General features: G+C 67.8%; 16 protein-coding genes and 1 riboswitch. Of the genes, 6 read left to right on the forward strand and 10 right to left on the reverse strand.

The genetic code is table 11. The features are described from left to right. The first annotated feature begins 21 nt into the window (after window positions 1-21). Entirely contained in the window at window positions 22-216 is a 195-nt protein-coding gene (locus tag GC106_RS26335; protein ID WP_173136062.1) for a ferredoxin, read from the forward strand. A gap of 3 nt (window positions 217-219) precedes the next feature. Here the strand turns inward: GC106_RS26335 and GC106_RS26340 are convergent, their stop codons facing one another. Both GC106_RS26340 and GC106_RS26345 read right to left on the reverse strand, forming a co-directional pair. After that, window positions 220-1,548, reverse strand: a complete 1,329-nt coding sequence (locus GC106_RS26340; protein WP_446684944.1) for a HAMP domain-containing sensor histidine kinase — start codon at window positions 1,546-1,548, stop codon at window positions 220-222. Then, the gene (locus tag GC106_RS26345) at window positions 1,545-2,249 is read right to left on the reverse strand and encodes a response regulator transcription factor (protein WP_173136064.1); all 705 of its coding nucleotides are present in this window, start codon (window positions 2,247-2,249) and stop codon (window positions 1,545-1,547) included. The genes GC106_RS26340 and GC106_RS26345 overlap by 4 nt, the downstream gene beginning before the upstream one ends. 139 nt (window positions 2,250-2,388) lie before the next feature. On the opposite strand from GC106_RS26345, the gene GC106_RS26350 reads away from it, so the two are divergent. The 3 genes from GC106_RS26350 to GC106_RS26360 are packed head-to-tail and all read left to right on the forward strand — an operon-like array spanning window position 2,389 to window position 5,269. After that, window positions 2,389-3,477 carry a LolA family protein gene (locus tag GC106_RS26350; RefSeq protein ID WP_173136066.1) on the forward strand — a complete coding sequence of 363 codons (1,089 nt, stop codon included), beginning with the start codon at window positions 2,389-2,391 and terminating at the stop codon, window positions 3,475-3,477. Further along, a complete protein-coding gene (locus GC106_RS26355; RefSeq protein ID WP_173136068.1) occupies window positions 3,474-4,436 on the forward strand; it encodes an ABC transporter ATP-binding protein in 963 nt (320 codons plus the stop codon). Before GC106_RS26350 ends, GC106_RS26355 begins: the two co-directional genes overlap by 4 nt. Next, window positions 4,433-5,269, forward strand: a complete 837-nt coding sequence (locus GC106_RS26360) for an ABC transporter permease (RefSeq protein WP_173136070.1) — start codon at window positions 4,433-4,435, stop codon at window positions 5,267-5,269. The genes GC106_RS26355 and GC106_RS26360 overlap by 4 nt, the downstream gene beginning before the upstream one ends. Before the next feature lie 24 nt (window positions 5,270-5,293). Here the strand turns inward: GC106_RS26360 and GC106_RS26365 are convergent, their stop codons facing one another. The 3 genes from GC106_RS26365 to GC106_RS26375 all read right to left on the reverse strand — a co-directional run bounded on the left by GC106_RS26365 (window position 5,294) and on the right by GC106_RS26375 (window position 8,864). Next, window positions 5,294-6,328 (reverse strand): ABC transporter ATP-binding protein, encoded by a 1,035-nt coding sequence (locus tag GC106_RS26365; RefSeq protein WP_173136071.1) that lies wholly within the window; start codon window positions 6,326-6,328, stop codon window positions 5,294-5,296. Then, complete coding sequence (locus tag GC106_RS26370) at window positions 6,328-7,848, reverse strand: ABC transporter permease (protein ID WP_376777766.1); 1,521 nt, start codon at window positions 7,846-7,848, stop codon at window positions 6,328-6,330. The genes GC106_RS26365 and GC106_RS26370 overlap by 1 nt, the downstream gene beginning before the upstream one ends. Window positions 7,849-7,859: 11 nt before the next feature. Next, on the reverse strand, window positions 7,860-8,864 hold the full coding sequence (locus GC106_RS26375) for a thiamine ABC transporter substrate-binding protein (RefSeq protein ID WP_173136073.1): 1,005 nt from the start codon (window positions 8,862-8,864) through the stop codon (window positions 7,860-7,862). Beyond that, window positions 8,861-8,974, reverse strand: a riboswitch (TPP riboswitch). It overlaps the preceding gene by 4 nt. Window positions 8,975-8,998: 24 nt before the next feature. On the opposite strand from GC106_RS26375, the gene GC106_RS26380 reads away from it, so the two are divergent. After that, window positions 8,999-9,298, forward strand: a complete 300-nt coding sequence (locus tag GC106_RS26380) for a 4a-hydroxytetrahydrobiopterin dehydratase (protein ID WP_173136077.1) — start codon at window positions 8,999-9,001, stop codon at window positions 9,296-9,298. A gap of 153 nt (window positions 9,299-9,451) precedes the next feature. Next, on the forward strand, window positions 9,452-10,813 hold the full coding sequence (locus GC106_RS26385) for a M20/M25/M40 family metallo-hydrolase (protein WP_173136079.1): 1,362 nt from the start codon (window positions 9,452-9,454) through the stop codon (window positions 10,811-10,813). A 187-nt stretch (window positions 10,814-11,000) separates the two neighbouring features. On the opposite strand, the gene GC106_RS26390 is transcribed toward GC106_RS26385, so the two are convergent. From GC106_RS26390 to ychF, 5 genes are all read right to left on the reverse strand, one after another. Further along, complete coding sequence (locus tag GC106_RS26390; RefSeq protein ID WP_173136081.1) at window positions 11,001-11,156, reverse strand: DUF6131 family protein; 156 nt, start codon at window positions 11,154-11,156, stop codon at window positions 11,001-11,003. A 513-nt stretch (window positions 11,157-11,669) separates the two neighbouring features. Continuing rightward, window positions 11,670-11,933, reverse strand: a complete 264-nt coding sequence (locus GC106_RS26395; protein ID WP_246366755.1) for a hypothetical protein — start codon at window positions 11,931-11,933, stop codon at window positions 11,670-11,672. Next, window positions 11,930-12,520 carry an ArsR family transcriptional regulator gene (locus GC106_RS26400; RefSeq protein WP_173136083.1) on the reverse strand — a complete coding sequence of 197 codons (591 nt, stop codon included), beginning with the start codon at window positions 12,518-12,520 and terminating at the stop codon, window positions 11,930-11,932. Before GC106_RS26400 ends, GC106_RS26395 begins: the two co-directional genes overlap by 4 nt. 123 nt (window positions 12,521-12,643) lie before the next feature. Then, on the reverse strand, window positions 12,644-14,452 hold the full coding sequence (locus tag GC106_RS26405) for a carboxypeptidase regulatory-like domain-containing protein (RefSeq protein WP_173136085.1): 1,809 nt from the start codon (window positions 14,450-14,452) through the stop codon (window positions 12,644-12,646). 147 nt (window positions 14,453-14,599) lie between these two features. Next, window positions 14,600-15,673 carry a redox-regulated ATPase YchF gene (gene ychF / locus GC106_RS26410; RefSeq protein ID WP_173136087.1) on the reverse strand — a complete coding sequence of 358 codons (1,074 nt, stop codon included), beginning with the start codon at window positions 15,671-15,673 and terminating at the stop codon, window positions 14,600-14,602. Between the last annotated feature and the right edge of the window lie 48 nt (window positions 15,674-15,721).

A 15,721-nucleotide genomic window follows, 5' to 3' on the forward strand; every position in this document is an offset into this window, starting at 1 on the left:
GAGTAGTGGTAGGAGTGGGATATGCACGTAGAAGGTGACCGTGATGTGTGCGTCGGCGCGGGGATGTGTGTGCTGACCGCACCCGAGGTGTTCGATCAGGACGACGAGGGCATCGTGCAGGTGCTGCACCCGGTGCCGAGCGCGGACGAGGAGAACGTGGTCCGGCAGGCCGCCACGTTGTGCCCGTCGGGAGCGGTGAAGCTCAGCTCAGACTGATCATCACACGGACTTCCACCGGACCTGGAACCGTGCGCCGCCGTCCGGGGACTCGGTGACCAGGACCGATCCGCCACGCCGTCGCACGAGTTCGGCGACCAGGGCGAGCCCCAGGCCGGACCCACCGGTCTGCCTCGCCCGGTCGTCCTGGACCCGGTAGAACCGGTCGAACACCTTCTCGCGGTGTTCCGGCGCGACACCGGGACCGTCGTCGTCCACAACCAACCGCATGAATCCGCCCGCGGGCAACACCCCGACGGTGACTTGGGCGCGCGCGTACAGCACCGCGTTGCGCAACAGGTTGTCCAGGACAAGGTCCACTTCGGCCGGTGCGGCCAGCACCCACGCCGATCCGGTCGGCGCCTGCAACGTCACGCGGGGCGTTTCGCTGGTGCACCGGGAGATCGCCGCCTCGGCTGCGGCCACCAGGTCGACCGGCTGGGCGATCGGCAGCTCGCCCGCGTCCGACCGGGCGAGCGTGAGCAAGCCATCCACCAAAGTGGACAGCCGTTCGGACTCGTGCACGATGTCGGCCAGAACTTCCTGCGACAGCACGGGATCCGGGTTCGCCACGGCCACCTCGGCCTGGACCCGGATGGACGTGACCGGCGAGCGCAGCTCGTGCGCGGCGTCCCCGGTGAACCGCCGCAGACGCTCGGTCGCCTCGTCCCGGCGATCCAGCAGACCGTTCAACGCACCGGCCAACGAATGCAACTCGTCATGGGCGTCCGGCAAGGGCAAGCGTTCTCCGGCAGGCAGTCGCGCCGCAGCCAGCCGCATGCGTTCCACCGGCCGCAAGGAGGACCGCACGGCGAACCACGTGGCGACCCCGGTGGCGGTCGCGCCGAGCACACCGGCGATCAACAGCCAGTTCAGGCCGTGTCGTTGTGCCTGCTGGTAGCCGGCGAGACCGGCGCCCGCGACCACGAGCCGTTGCTGGCCGTTGGGTGCGGTGACGACCGTGCCGATCCAGCGCGTCGGCGGGTCGTCGGAGTACTGCAGGACCGGCTCCGCGCCTTTCAAGTCCCGGATCGCCCAGTCCCTCAACCCCGGATCAAGCCCGCCGTCCTGCGGCTGGCCTGCCGTGTCGAGCACTCTGACCTGCACGTACGGCTTGTCGGGAGCCGGTGTGCGGCCCGCGGCGACGTCCGCGATCGCGGCGTCGAGGATCGGTTGCAGCTCACGGTCCGCCGAGTCGATCAGCAGGCTGCCGATCCGGCCACCGGAGTACCAGGCCAGCGCCAGCAGGATGACCAGAGTCGCCGCCGTGGCCATGGTCGCGATCCGGAACCGGATGGATCGCCGGAACCAGGCTTCCTTGAGCTTATTCACGACCCCATCACTGCGTCGATCTCGCCAGTGGACGCCAGATAGCCGTGACCGCGCACGGTACGGACGATGGACCCCGCGCCAACGGCGTCAAGCTTGCGCCGCAGATACCCCACATAGACCTCGACGGCATTACGCGTCGCCGCCTGCTCGTCGCCCCAGACGGCACGCAGGAGCTCGTCCTTGGTGACCACCGAGCCCGCGCGGCTGGCGAGCACGTCCAGCACGGCGAACTCACGCGGGCTGAGCGACACCGGCTCACCGGCCATGCTGACCTGCCGCGCGGCCCGGTCGACGACAAGATCCCCCAGCCGGAGCCGTTGACCCGTGCCCTCCACGGCGCCACGCCTCAGCAACGCCCGGACCTGGGCGACCAGCACCACGAAGGAGAACGGTTTGACCAGGTAACCGTCGGCCCCGAGGTCCAGCCCGTCGGCCTGGTCGATCTCGCCGTCCTTCGCGGACACCAGCAGCACGGGCGTGCGCACGCCCTCGGCTCTCAGTGCCTGCAGCACGCGATAACCGGACAATCCGGGCAGCATGATGTCGAGCAGGATGGCGTCGAACGAGCCGGTCCGCGCGACCTGCAGTGCGCTGGGGCCGTCCGCGGCCACCACTACGTCCATGCCTTCCGCGGTCAGGCCACGCTGCAGCGCCCGGCGTACGCCCGGCTCGTCGTCAACCACCAGTACCCGAGGTCTCACGCGCACAGCATGCCTGTCCGCCCGCCGCCAGGCCGGGATTTCTGAGCTTTCTCTCAGCTCCTCAGCCTCGTCTCAGGTGCTGGCGGGCAGTCTCTGTGGTGCGGGAACATCACATGACGCGACAACGGGGAGCTGACGGATGAACACCAAGAAGACGGCACTGGCCGTGGCGGGAGCGGGGGTGCTCGCCGGCGTGGTCGGGCTGGGCATCCTGGCCGTTCCGGCCGGCGCGGACGAGCCGCCGCCAGTGCTGCCGTCGATCACCGCCGAACAGCTGGTCGAGTCGGTGGCGAACGCCAAGATCCCGGCGCTGAACGGCAAGGTCTCCGCCCAGGAGAACCTGGGCCTGCCGATCAAGGTGCTCGACGGCATGAACTCGGCCACGGTCTGGGCCGACGGCCAGAACCGGTTCCGGGCGACCGTGCCGGGCAGGACCTCGGAGCGGACCCTCGTCGAGGACGGCGGCACGCTGTGGACCTGGGACTCGCAGAAGAACACGGTCACCAAGCACAGCCACGGCCAGCAGGCCACGCCGGAGAACCTGGCCGGCAAGGACCCGGCGACGCTGGGCAAGGACCTGCTCGGCCTGGTCCGCCAGTACAGCGACGTCAAGGTCGACGGCACCGCACGCGTGGCCACGCGCCCCGCGTACGAGCTGGTCGTGACGCCGAAGCCGACCGAGCGCACGCTGCTGCGTGAGGTCCGCGTGGCGGTCGACTCGGAGACCCGGCTGCCGCTGCGCCTGCAGGTGCTGGCCAACGGCCAGGCCGACCCGGCGCTGAAGGTCGAGTTCACCGAACTGACCGTCGGCCCGCAGGACGCCAAGCTGTTCCAGTTCACGCCGCCGCAGGGTGCGACGGTCAAGGAGCGCACCGACGCGGGCAAGCCGCACAACGAGGCTGAGGGCCGCAAGGGCCTGCAGGACTTCGTCAGCGGCCTGAACCTGCAGACCGTGGGCGACGGCTGGGACACGACCTTCGTGGCCAAGCTGCCTGGTGACCTGAACTCGATGCTGGGCCAGGCCCGCGGCGACGGCAACGGCAAGGCTCGGGACATGGACGTCACCTCGTTGCTGAAGTCCTTCGGCAAGGAGGTCTCGGGTCCGTACGGCACCGGGTACGTTTTCTCGACGAAGGTGGCGACCGCACTGGTCACCACTGACGGCCGGGTGGCGGTCGGCGCCGTCCCGGAGCAGGTTCTCGTCGAGGCGCTCGGACAGGTGAAGTGACGTTCGCTGAAACCGCGGGGGTGGGCACGGCTGATGCCGTGCCCACCCCTGTGTTGGCCGCCAGAACGCGTGGCCTTCGCAAGCTCTACCGCAACACGGTCGCGGTCGACCACGTCGACCTGGACGTCCCGGAAGGCGCGGTGCTGGGCATGCTCGGCCCGAACGGCTCGGGCAAGACCACGACCATCCGGATGATGCTCGGGCTGACCACGCCGACCGCCGGGGAGATCGAACTGTTCGGAGCCCGGCTGCCGGAGGCCGCCCAGTCGGTGCTGCCGCAGGTCGGGGCGCTGGTCGAGGGCCCTGGCTTCCATCCCTTCCTCTCCGGCAGGGAGAACCTGCTGCGCTGCGCCGCCGCTGAGCCGTTGCTGAAGTCCGCGGCGATCCCGGCCGCGGTCAGCGAAGCCCTCGAGCGGGTGGGTCTGTCGGACGCCGCCAACCGGCGTTACCGCGGCTACTCGCTCGGCATGAAACAACGCATGGGCCTGGCGGCGGCCTTGCTCGTGCCACGGCGGTTCGTCGTGCTGGACGAACCCACGAACGGCCTCGATCCCGCCGGGACCCGCGAGGTCCGTGCGGTGATCGCGGACCTGCACAAGAGCGGGACGACCGTGCTGGTGTCGTCGCACCTGCTGTCCGAAGTGGAGGCGACGTGCACGCACGTCGCCGTGCTGCACCAGGGAACTGTGGTCGCTCAGGGCGAGCTGAAGGACCTGCTGGAGGCGTCCAACGCGGGCCTGCTGGTGTCCACGCCTGAGGTCACCGCCGCTGTCGACGCCCTGCGGGACAACCGGATTCCGGCCAGGGCCGTACCGGACGGGATTCTGGTGGACCTCGCCGCGACCTCGGCGCCGGAGGTCGTGGCGACCTTGGTGCGTGCCGACATCCCGGTGTACGAGGTGCACCGCCAGCGCACCGGCCTGGAAGACCTCTTCGCGCAGCTCACGGAGACGCCATGACCACGCTCGCGCCCGTGCGGGCGCCCATTCTCCGGTTGCTGCGCTCCGAGCTGCGCTGGATCTACCGGCGGCCCAGGACGTTGATCCTGCTCGGACTGCTGGCGCTGTACCCGATCTTGTTCGGTATCGGCACCCAGGTGGTCGACGCGCCGGTCCGGGCGAACGGCGACCAGTCGGTCGTCGCGGCCGTGGCGGGCAACGCGATGATGCTGCCGGTGATCGTGCTGTCCACGACCATGGTCTTCTTCCTGCCGTTGGGCACGACCATGACGGCGTCCGACGCGCTGGCGGGCGAGGCGTCGCACGGCACTCTGCGCGGCCTGCTGCTGGCTCCGGTGAGCCGGATCCGGCTGCTGGCCGTCAAGGCGTTCGGTGTCGCTGTGGTGTCCGCGGGCGCGGCGGTGATGACCGCGCTGATCGCGTTCGTCACCGGGCTGATCATCGCGGGGCCGGACAGCCTGGTGACGTTCTCCGGTACGACGTTGCCGCTGGCCGACGGGCTCTGGCGGGTCGTCGTGGCGACCGGGTGGGTGATCGTGCAGATGTGGGCGATCGGGGCGATCGCGCTCGCGGTGTCCGCGGCCACCGAGCACCCGCTGCTGGTGATGGCGTCGGTGATCGGCGGGCTGTTCGTGTTCGGCCTGCTCAGCTCGATCCCGGTGCTCGACTGGCTGCACCCGTTCCTGATCACCGAGAGCTGGGACTCCATAGTGGACGTCCTGCGCGACCCGATGCCGTGGGAGAACCTGACGACCGGCTTCCTGCGGGCGCTCTGCTACATCGTGATCGGCTACTCCCTGGCCCTGGCCCGCATGGTCACCAAAGACAGCTGATCCCCTCGTGAGTGTTTATCAGGGTTAGAACACGGATAAACGCTCACGAGGTCCTACCAGGGCGAATCCGTCCGGGTCGAGGCGGAGCCTGACGGGGTGGCCGGGTTCGGGGGCGTCCGCGATGGTCGCGACCGCGTCCACTTCCCGGTGCTCCAGTTTCACCAGGAGCCGGACGTGATCGCGGCGGTGTACGCGCCCGCTCACCTCCCCTTGCAGCGGCCCATCGGGGTCGGCCACGAGGGCGTGGGGGCGTAGGCCGATCTTGTGCGTGCCTTCCGGCGCCCAGGGAAGGTGCACGTCACCGAGGTCGAACCTGGCCGTGCCGCCGATGATCCGCGCGTCGAGGATCAGGCCGCAGCCCAGGAAGGTCGCGGTGGGCTCGTCGATCGGGTGCCGCCAGACCTCTTCGGCCGTGCCCGTCTGGACGATCCTGCCTTCGCGCATCAACGCGACACGGTCGGCCAGCGTGAACGCCTCGTCGTGGTCGTGCGTGACGACCAGCGCCGACGTGCCCGCTTTCCGCAGCATCCTGGCCAGGTCGAGGGCCAGTTGTTCGCGCAGCGCCCGGTCGAGGGCCGAGAGGGGTTCGTCGAGCAGCAGCAGGCCCGGTCTCGGAGCAAGCGCTCGGGCAAGGGCGACTCGCTGCTGCTCACCGCCGGACAGCTCGGTGACCTTCCGGCGCTGGTACCCGCTCAGCCCGACCAGGTCGAGCAGCTCGTCGACCCGTCCGGGGTCGTTGATCTTGTGCATGCGCAGGCCGAAGCGGATGTTCCCGGCGACGTCGCGGTGCGGGAACAGCTGCCCGTCCTGGAACACCAGACCGACGCCGCGCTTGTGCACCGGCATCCTGGCCAGGTCCTCGTCACCGCGCCGGACCGTGCCTTCGGCCTGGGGTTCCAGGCCCGCGACCGCGCGCAGCAGCGTCGACTTGCCGCAGCCGGACGGACCGAGCAAGGCGACGACTTCGCCGTTGCCGATGTCCAGGTCGACGTCGTCGACGGCGGTCAGCGATCCGAACCGGACGGTCAGCTTCCTGATCGCAAGGTTCCCGATCCGCATCAGAACTCCTCCACCGTGGTCCGGAAACGTTCGATCAGGACGGCGACCGCGATCGTGACGACCATCAGCAAGGTGCAGGCGGCGTACGCCATCTGGGTGTTCAGCTCGCCGGGCCGGGAGATCAACCGGCCGATCGCGATCGGCAGCGTCGGCGCGTCCGGCCTGGCCAGGAAGCTGGTCGCGCCGAACTCGCCCAGCGCGACGACGTACCCGAACGCCGCCGCGGTGACAAGCGAACGACCGGCCAACGGGAGATCCACTTCGAGCCAGACCCGCAGCGGACTGGCGCCGAGCGTGCCCGCGGCCTGCCTGAGCCGGTCGTCGATGGATCGCAGCACTGGCAGCAGGATCCGGATGATCAGGGGCGTCACCACGATCGCCTGGGCGAGCGGGACGAGCAGGGGCGACGTCCTGAGATCGCCGGGCAGGGCGTCCAGGGTGATCAGGTAGCCGAAGCCGACCGTGACCGCGGAGACGCCGAGCGGCAGCATCATCGCCACGTCCACGAGTTCGGCGCTCCTGCCCAGCCGCATCAACGCGATCGAGGAGAGCACCCCCAGGATCAACGCGAGAACGGTCGCGTCGGTCGCCGTGCTCAACGAGTTCATCGCGGCCCGCAACCCGGTGACTTCGAGGCTGTTGTCGTGCCCGGTGCCGGAAAGCGCCCTGAATCCCTCCACACTGGACTGACTGACGAGACTGACGATCGGCGTGAGGAGAAGCACGAGCACGCCGTACGCGATCCCGACGACAACCCATTCCCCGCCGACCGGCCTGCGCGCGGTCTCTTGCCTGCCACGCAGCTTCAGCGCCGCCTGCCGCCGTTTTCTTGCCACGGCTCCGATCACCAGTGCCGCGACCACGGCCGCGAGCTGCAGGATGGACAACGCCGCCGCGCCCGGCAGGTCGAACAGCTGGACCGTACGCAGGTAGATCTCTGTTTCCAGCGTCCGGTACTCAGCGCCGCCCAGGATCAGCACCACGCCGAAACTGGTGGAGCAGAACAGGAAAACCACCGCGGCCGCGGAGCCGATCGCCGGTGTGAGGGCGGGCAGCGTGACCGCCGTGAACGCCCTGAGCCTGCTCGCTCCGAGAGCTCGCGCGGCATCCTCGGCACGCCTGTCGGTGTTCGCCCAGAGGCCGCCGACCGTCCGTGCCACGACGGCGACGTTGAAGAACGCGTTGGCCAGGATGATCGACCAGACGCCGCCGTCCGGCATCAGGCCCCGGAACGCCAGTCCGACCACGACCGCCGGCAGCACGAACGGGACCAGCACGATCGCCTGGACCAGCCCGCGGCCCGGCAGCTTGCACCTGGCCAGCAGGAACGCCAGCGGCATCCCGGCGGCGATCGCGACCACAGTGGACGCCGCGGCCTGGCCGAGCGTGAACCCGACCAGCTGCCACGTGTCGGAACTGGCCAGCGTGTCGAGCATGGCGGCACGCGCGCCGAGGCCGACGATCGCGACCACCGGCCAGGCGAAGAACAAGGTGAGAAACCCCAGTGGCACCAAGGCCACCAGGATGATCCCTACCCTTGGACGAGCGAGCGCCACTGGTTGACCCAGTTCTCCCGGTTGCGGTCGACCTCCTGCGCGGGCAGCGTCGCCTCCGTGTCCGTGGGCATCGGCGCGGCCTTCTGCCACGCCTCCGGCAACGCGACGCCCTCACGCACCGGGTAGACGTACATCTGGTCCGGCACCTCGGCCTGGAACTGCTGGGAGATCAGGAAATCCAGGACCTTCCTGGCGCCTTCGGGGTTCTTCGCCCCCTGCAGCACGCCGGCGTACTCGATCTGGCGGTAGCACGTCTCCAGCAACGCCTTCGTGTCCGGCGTCGCGGCCGGGCTGGAGGCGTAGGACACCACGAGCGGCCTCGTGCCCTTGCCCGTACCGGAGAACTCCTGGTTGTAGGCCTCTTCCCAGCCGCTGACGACCTTGACGCCGTTGGCCTTCAGCCTGGTCCAGTAGTCCTGCCAGCCGTCCGCGCCGAAGTGCAGGATCGTGCCGAGCAGGAACGCCAGCCCGGGTGAGGACGTGGCCGGGCTCTCCACGACGAGCATGTCCTTGTACTTCGGGTCGGCCAGGTCCTCGAACGTCGTGGGCTCCGGCACTCCCTTGAGGCCCGTGGTGTGCACGTTCACGCACACGTCACCGATGTCGACCGCGGTCAGCCGGTTCGTGTCGTCCAACTGGTAGCGCTTGTTGGCGTCCGGACTCTGATACGGCTGGAACACGTTCTCGTTCAGCGCGCGTGAGGCGAACGTCGAGTCGACTCCGAAGGCGATGTCCCCGATCGGATTGGCCTTGGTCAGCACGAGCTGGTTGGTCAACGCGCCCGCGTCACCCGATTTGCGTACCTCGACCGTGATCCCGCTGTTCTTCTGGAACTCGTCCAGCAGCTCCTTGCGGACCGCGAACGAGTCGTGTGTGACCAACGTGACGGTCTGCGCGTTGCCCGGCCGCGGCTGTTCGGTGGCCAGCGAGCAACTGGCCGTGACCAGCACAGTCGCCGCTACGACTACTGCTTTCAGCACGTTTCATCCTCCCGTCCCTGCGCCGGCATGACCCGGATCAGGTTCATACGGTCGAGGGCTGGCCGCCCTCCTCTCAGCCCGGTCGGCACCGGACTCCCGTGGCAGAACCGTGAGCATAGATGCACCATGGACAGATGGCCGAACTGCTGACCGAAGACGAGCTGACCTCGGCGCTGAACCACCTGACCGCCTGGCGCCGGTCCGGCTCGGCGATCGAACGGACCGTGCAGCTGGCGAGCTTCTCGCAGGCGATCCAGGTGGTGAACCGGGTCGCCGAGATCGCCGAGAACGACGACCACCACCCGGACATCGACATCAGGTGGCGCACGCTGCGATTCGTCCTGAGCACGCATTCGGCGGGCGGACTGACTGCCAAGGACACCTCACTGGCCACCGAGATCGACGCCGTCATCGAGAACTGTCAGACCGGGTGACACGGCGGACGATCCGTCACCGCCCGGGCACGGCGAGCGACGTGTCTACCTCCGGCCCACCCGTCTCAAAAAGGGCCGATCGGAGGTTGTTCACACTGTGAACATGCCGTTTAGCTACCGGAATGGGGGATTCACGGAAGCGAGGGATGTTTCATGGCTGATCTGAGCAGACGTCGCGTCGTCACCGGCGCGGTGGCACTGGCAGGGGCTGCGACGATCGGACTCAATCCGGTGGCGGCCGCGCAGGCGACGCGGCACCGTACGGGCGCCCAGCACGGGCCGTCTCTGGATTTCGGCGATCTCCCTGTGGTCGCGCGGGTTCGGGCGCGGCGCGCGTTGGAGCACCTGCGGGTGCTGAGTGACCGGATCGGGCCTCGGATCGCCGGTACCGAAGGCGAACTGCGGGCCAAGGACTACATCGCGAAGGTACTGCGGGACCTGCGGTACCAGGTCACGTTGCAGCCGTTCGCGATCGCCGACAAGTTCCTCGGTTCGGTCCGGGTCGGCAGGGACACCTGGCAGACGGGTTCGTCGCCGCAGGGCCTGCAGGACGTCACACGGGAGGGTGTCGTCGTCGACGTCGGTGACGGGTCGTCGATCCCGGCGGATGTCAGCGGCAAGATCGTGTTCATCGCGGCGGTGACGAACGTCGCGGACGCGTACCTGACCGCGGCTAAGCGAGGCGCGATCGCCGTGCTGCTGGGCCGAATCGGGGCAGATCCACTGCGCAGGCTGTCGGCGTTCTCCCCGACTCTGCCGACGCCGGTCACCATTCCGGTGCTCGGCCTCGCACAGGTCCAGGCCGAGCGGCTCCGTGAGCGGCTCGCCAAGGGCACCGTGCGGCTCGGCGTTTCCGCGGTCCAGCACAAGAATCTGACGTCCTACAACGTGATCGCCGAACGTCCGGCGACGTTCCACAACCCGGACAACAAGGTCGTCATGGTGACCGCGCACTACGACAGCGTGCCGGGTTCGCCCGGGGCCAACGACGACGGCAGCGGTACCGTGTTGTGCCTCGAACTGGCCAGGGTGCTGCGGCATCTGCCGACCAACAAGGCAGTTCGCTTCGCGTTGTGGGGTTCCGAGGAGTACGGCCTGATCGGCTCGCGGTACTACGTGAACCAACTGTCCGAACCGGACATCAAGCGGATCGCCGGCACGTTCCAGAACGACATGGTGGCCACCGCGTGGGATCCGGCCCACATCTACTGGCTGCTTTCCCTCGACGGCGCGGACAACGCGACGACGCAAGCCGTTGCGGCGGCGGCGAAACGCCTCGGCTACGAGCCGCGGACACGCGGCCCGGTCGCCCGTGGTTCCAGCGACCACGTGCCGTTCCACGAGAAGGGCGTTCCCGCCGCCAACTTCAGCTGGCGCGGCGAGGGTGGCCCGGCACTGCTCGAACCGACCTACCACACACCGGAAGACACCATCGAGGACAACATCAGCCTTGAGCGCCTTCAGGTTTCCCTTGAGCTGATCGGCGCCGCCGCCTACCAGCTCCTGCGAGCCTGAGCAGATCGCTCAGCGGCGCCGCGCCGAAGAGAGCAAACACCGGCCCTGCCGATAATCCCGGCAGGGCACGGTTTTGCCCGTCCCGTCCACAGAATGTCTTTCGGTACCGCGTCTTCTGGTACCGCGGGCCGTCACGGCACGCGGGAAGGTGCCCGCCGGTTCAGCGCGGGCACCTTCGGCATGTGGGCTAGTAGAAGGTCCGGCGGCCCGCGATCGGCCGGCCGACGGCCCCGAGCAGCGTGAGGATCAGGCCGACCACGAGCAGGATCCCGCCAATCGTCGTCAGGATCCCGATGTTGGCTAACAAACCGATTACCAGCAGGATCGCACCAAGAATGATCATGACACCTCCAAAGGGGGACACCTGAGGAGTTTCCGTTCCCACGATGGTCGAAACCTACGGTCAGCTGACTTCGACAGCGACGACCTGGCGTCACCCACAGTGACCACCGGTGTGCTCAGCACTTTGCGAGTGCTGATCGGCGATCGTCTTCCCGTTCCTGGTGCGGTCACCGCTCGGCCAGTTCCGAAGTTCATCCGCGCGAACGAGTTCGTCGAGCGTTCCGGGAACCCGCCGGATGACAACCGCGGGTGCAAGCGGCTTGCTTGCGTGGCAAGTCGCTACCGTTGACGTGTGACCGCCCTACCGGACTGGATGCGCCCTCCCCGCGCCGAGGGCTGGTTCGCGGACGACCTGGACCACCTGCCCGAGGCACCGCGGCACACGGAACTGATCGATGGAGCTCTCGTCTTCATGATCACCCCGCAGCGGTCATGGCACGGCCGTGTCGTGACTCGGCTTACCCACGCGCAAAACCGGTCCCAGCGGCGGATCAAGCTGGGCGAAGACGGCCTCCTAGATGGCAATGTGGCCGCCACGGCTTGTCGCACGCAGGCCTTGGTTCTGCAATACGGCCGCCAAAGCACGACGTGCGCCGTCGTACGCCAGCGTGTAGGCACCTTCCGGGTCCGAGTCCAGCAACTGCCGCGCCGAAGCGATGTGTGTGCGGGCTCTGGCAAGCTCCGCTTCGGCAGTCTCCTGCGAGGCCGGGACGTGTTCGATGGCGCCGCGCGCGATGAGCGCGTCAACCGTTTCGCGCCCTTGGTTCCACCGGGTCATCGAGTCTCCTGGTTGAGATTCAACTGGGTCAGCGGACGCTCACGAACGCTGGTGATGAAGGGATCTGTCGTGCTCGCAGCCCACGACTCCGGTGAGATCCGATGGACGTTGACCTCGCGTCCCAACCGCCGCGACACGCGCTCGGCCAAGTCGAAAAGCGCGTCCGGATCAGGCGAACCGACAACGAGGACATCGACATCCCCAGGCGGCGGTCCCGGTTCGCCGCTGTAACGCGCGGCCCAAGACCCGTAGATGTAGGCCTCGCTCACGCCCGCCAGCCCGGACAAGGCCTCGGTGAGCAGCGGCATCGGTCCGAAGGTGACCGCGATGAGATCGCTCAACGGCCGGTAGAGAGGGGTGTCCGTGCGGGCTTTGACGAGACGGCTCCGGCCCACTCGCCGATCTTCCAGAATGCCGCCGCGGGTCAGTCGCTCAACCTCACGCAGCACAGCGGTGGGCGTGACACCACAAGCCTCGGCGAGCTCAGTGATGCTGTACTCGCGGTCTGGATGCAGCAGAACGAGCGCGAGCAGCTCACCTTGCATGCGCGAACGGAGCAGTGGCAGCAGACTCGGCGAAGCTTTCATTGGACGCAGTATATGCTGCGTCCAATGAAAGTAACAATCAGCGATGAATCGTCACCGCAACGTACGGTCACACGCTGAAGCGGAGCTCGACGGAGTTCCGATATGGAGCAACCTCGTTGGTGGTCACTTCAGGTGTTGATCAATGCCGCTGGTCAGCTCACCGGCGGTGATCCGCACTGGCGCGGCGGACCCGAAGGACGCCGCGTCCTTGTACCACACTTGCCGATACTTGGTGGAGGACACTTCCCTGAAGTGGACCTTGACCTCCTGCGCCGCCAGGCCATTGATGGTGTAGCCGAAACTGTGGTCCGTATCGCCCTCACCAGCGACGTCCCCTGTCCGCGCGTTCACCGGGGTCACCTCGACCCAGCCGTATTCCGTCCCTTCGACGCTGGTCGTCCCGCTGAAACCGCCGCCAGCTGACAGCGTCTCATCAGCCTTGGTGTCACCGCCTGAGTTGACCTTCACCTTGACCGCGCCGAACCGGTCGGCCGCGCCGCCCGACCACTGCCACGCGTGTGTCCCGGACAGGGACGTGAACTCGAGCGGCCACCAGTAGGGGCCAAGCCCAGTCACCGTGTAGGCGCCTTGCCCGTCGGTCTGAGCCCCGCCGGAGTCGTAGGCACTCGTCGCGGCGTACGGGAACACTTTGACGCCGGAAACCGGGTTGCCGGTTTGCTTGTCCTTGACAGTGCCCGAGATCGTGCCCGCGAGGTCCAAGCGAATGGGTGGCACCCTGGTGTAGACGCCTGGCTTGCCGTCGACCTTGCGAGCGTGTTCCTGATCGCCTGTGCCGCCGCTCAGCCTGCCCACCCATTGCATGCCGTACATGGTGCCGCCCGGCCGGACGAACAGCCGGTACACAGCAGGGTCAAGCGGGCCGATGGTGACCACACCGGACTCGTCGCTGCACCAGTCCGTGTTCCGCACGCCCGGAATGCCATGGCTTGTGACATCGACTGGTTCCACACAAGTGCCCGCCACGGGGGAACCGGACTTGGCGTCCGTCACCTTCGTCTGGATCGCGATGGCCGGCTTCGCTTTCGCCACGACCTTTGTGACCTCGCGGGGCCTGACGGTGACCCCAGGCTGGTCGAACGAGAAGTGGGTTTTCTGCGTGGCGATGGCGAGGGTGTACGTGCCGCGCACCAGTTGGTAGTTGATCAGCCCGTTCGTCGTGCACGGCCGTTCAGCGCCGATTCCCGGCGTGAAGACGCAGAACTCCTTGACCGGAGCGCCGGTCACCTCATCGGCGACAGTCAGCTCGACGGTGCCAGGCGGAATGATCTGCTCGTTGACGACGGTGTCCGGCCCGGCGGGCACGGTGACCACGTCCGCCTCCCGCTGCGCCTCTTTCTGGTGATACCACTGCTCTCCGTCGTACCAGGTCTTGATCTTCAGCTGGTAGTGCGCGGACCACAGTCCTGCGATTCGGTACGTACCGTCGGCGGCGACGGTGACTGGAGCGATGCGCTGCTGCGGATAGTCGATGTCGTAAGCGCTCACCGTCACTTGGCCGCGAACCGGGTGGGCAGCCGTCACCCGGCCACTCAACGCGCCTTCACCCGGCGGGCGAAGTCCGAGGTCGAGAGAACCCCCGTACAGATACATGGCCTTCGCACCGGCCGAATCACGCGCGTCACCATCGAGGCCCGCGTTCCAAGTGTCGACATAGCCCGGCGCGGAGACTTTGATCTTGTAATACCCGGAAGCCGCACCACTGACCTGGTACTCACCCACCTCGTTGGCGCATGCCCGGGCTGCTTCGGTCTCGTTTTCGTCGTACAACACGACACACGCACCAGGCACTGGCTGACCCGTGAACCTGGCGGTGATCGTCCCGTACGCCAACGGCACGTCCGCGCTGGCTGTCCCCGCCAGCGGAACAAGTAACGCCACAGTGGCGGCACACGCCGCCAACCGCCCTCTCATGCTGCCCCTCCCCCTGTGCCCGAACGCACTGTCGCGGAGCGAAGCGATTCCCCCGGCCGCGATCAGAAACGTGACAGATCAACAATCTAGAAGGCAAGGACAGCCGCTGTCAGCACCCGTTCAGGCGCTGACCAGCGGGCCAAGTGGCTACACGTTGAATCGGAACTCGACCACGTCGCCGTCGGCCATGACGTAGTCCTTGCCTTCCATCCGGACCTTGCCCGCGGCCTTCGCGGCGGCCATCGAGCCCGCCGCCAGGAGGTCGTCGTAGGAGACGATCTCGGCCTTGATGAAGCCGCGTTCGAAGTCGGAGTGGATCACGCCCGCCGCCTGCGGGGCGGTGTCGCCCTGCCGGATCGTCCAGGCGCGTGCTTCCTTCGGGCCCGCGGTCAGGTACGTCTGCAGGCCGAGGGTGTGGAAACCGGCGCGGGCCAACGAGTACAGGCCGGGCTCCTCCTGGCCGATCGACTCGAGCAGTTCCCGGCGGGACTCCTCGTCCAGCTCCAGCAGCTCCGCTTCGACCTTGGCGTCAAGGAACACCGCGTCCGCGGGCGCGACGAGCTTCTCCAGCTCCGCGCGCCGGGCCGGGTCGGTCAGCACGGTCTCGTCGGCGTTGAAGACGTACAGGAAAGGCTTCAGTGTCAACAGGCTCAGCTCGCGCAGCAGCGTCCCGTCGACGCTCGCGGAGAACAGCGTACGACCCGAGTTGAGGATTTCCTGCGCGTTCTGCGCCGCTTCCAGCGCGGGCCTGGCCTCCTTGCGGGTGCGGGCCTCTTTTTCCAGCCGCGGCAACGCTTTTTCCAGCGTCTGCAGGTCCGCGAGGATCAGTTCGGTGTTGATCGTCTCGATGTCGCTCGACGGGTCGACGGTGCCGTCGACGTGGATCACGTCGGGGTCGTCGAACACCCGGATGACCTGGCAGATCGCGTTGGCCTCACGGATGTTGGCCAGGAACTTGTTGCCCAGCCCCGCGCCTTCGGACGCGCCCTTGACGATCCCCGCGATGTCGACGAACGACACGGTCGCCGGCACGGTCCGCTCGGACGAGAAGATCTCCGCCAGCTTGTCCAGCCGAGGGTCGGGCAGCGGGACGACGCCGACGTTCGGCTCGATCGTCGCGAACGGGTAGTTGGCCGCCAGCACATCGTTGTTGGTCAGCGCGTTGAACAGGGTCGACTTGCCCACGTTCGGCAGGCCGACGATCCCAAGGGTGAGGCTCACGACGAACCAGTCTAACGACCCCGTATATCTGATTGATTCTATATACGC

It is taken from the genome of Kibdelosporangium persicum, from assembly GCF_013280595.1.
Taxonomy (GTDB): Bacteria; Actinomycetota; Actinomycetes; order Mycobacteriales; family Pseudonocardiaceae; genus Kibdelosporangium; species Kibdelosporangium persicum.

Bases quoted from the DNA above. Each gene is read 5' to 3' on its own strand.
- GC106_RS26380 (WP_173136077.1), top strand. From the start codon at position 8,999: ATGGCCGAACTGCTGACCGAAGACGAGCTGACCTCGGCGCTGAACCAC.
- GC106_RS26385 (WP_173136079.1), top strand. From the start codon at position 9,452: ATGGCTGATCTGAGCAGACGTCGCGTCGTCACCGGCGCGGTGGCACTG.
- GC106_RS26390 (WP_173136081.1), bottom strand. From the start codon at position 11,156: ATGATCATTCTTGGTGCGATCCTGCTGGTAATCGGTTTGTTAGCCAAC.
- GC106_RS26360 (WP_173136070.1), top strand. From the start codon at position 4,433: ATGACCACGCTCGCGCCCGTGCGGGCGCCCATTCTCCGGTTGCTGCGC.
- GC106_RS26335 (WP_173136062.1), top strand. From the start codon at position 22: ATGCACGTAGAAGGTGACCGTGATGTGTGCGTCGGCGCGGGGATGTGT.
- GC106_RS26395 (WP_246366755.1), bottom strand. From the start codon at position 11,933: ATGACCCGGTGGAACCAAGGGCGCGAAACGGTTGACGCGCTCATCGCG.
- GC106_RS26365 (WP_173136071.1), bottom strand. From the start codon at position 6,328: ATGCGGATCGGGAACCTTGCGATCAGGAAGCTGACCGTCCGGTTCGGA.
- GC106_RS26400 (WP_173136083.1), bottom strand. From the start codon at position 12,520: ATGAAAGCTTCGCCGAGTCTGCTGCCACTGCTCCGTTCGCGCATGCAA.
- GC106_RS26350 (WP_173136066.1), top strand. From the start codon at position 2,389: ATGAACACCAAGAAGACGGCACTGGCCGTGGCGGGAGCGGGGGTGCTC.
- GC106_RS26405 (WP_173136085.1), bottom strand. From the start codon at position 14,452: ATGAGAGGGCGGTTGGCGGCGTGTGCCGCCACTGTGGCGTTACTTGTT.